We start from the raw sequence: 494 nt of genomic DNA, 5'->3' as shown, positions 1-494 counted from the left end.
AGCAGGCCAACAGCGACAAGCAGACGCTGGTTCAGCAGTTGCAGGCACAAACCAGTGCATTAGACAGTGCACGTCAGCAACAAGCCGCCTTGCGCCAACAGATTGAGGAATTGAAAGAAAAAGTCGCCACCATTTCTGGCAACGATGCCAATACTTGGCTACTGGCTCAGGCCGACTACCTGGTGAAGCTCGCCGGTCGTAAATTATGGAGTGATCAGGATGTCACTACCGCCGCAGCCTTGCTCAAAAGTGCCGATCAAAGCCTCGCCGATATGAACGATCCCAGCCTGCTCGAAGTGCGCCGTGCCCTTACTCAGGATATTAGCAGCCTGTCGGCGATCAACCAGATAGATTACGATGGTATTATTCTCCAATTAAATCAGCTTGCAAACGGCGTGGATAACCTGCGTATAGCAGATAACGACAGCGATGGCAGCCCAATGGACGAAGACAGCAATACGCTCTCCTCTTCCCTGCGTGAGTGGCGGCAGAAT

At 52.6% G+C, this 494-nt stretch carries 1 protein-coding gene; it reads left to right on the top strand.

Annotated features, from left to right (window positions below; all coding sequences use genetic code 11):
- The coding region (locus SPM24T3_RS24135) for a uroporphyrinogen-III C-methyltransferase (RefSeq protein ID WP_009639463.1) at nucleotides 1–494 on the top strand (494 nt) is incomplete at both ends.

It is taken from the genome of Serratia sp. M24T3 (assembly GCF_000257645.1).
Taxonomy (GTDB): Bacteria; Pseudomonadota; Gammaproteobacteria; order Enterobacterales; family Enterobacteriaceae; genus Rouxiella.
The sequence above is the reverse complement of the archived record's forward strand: the minus strand, read 5'-3'. Positions and strand labels throughout refer to the sequence as shown.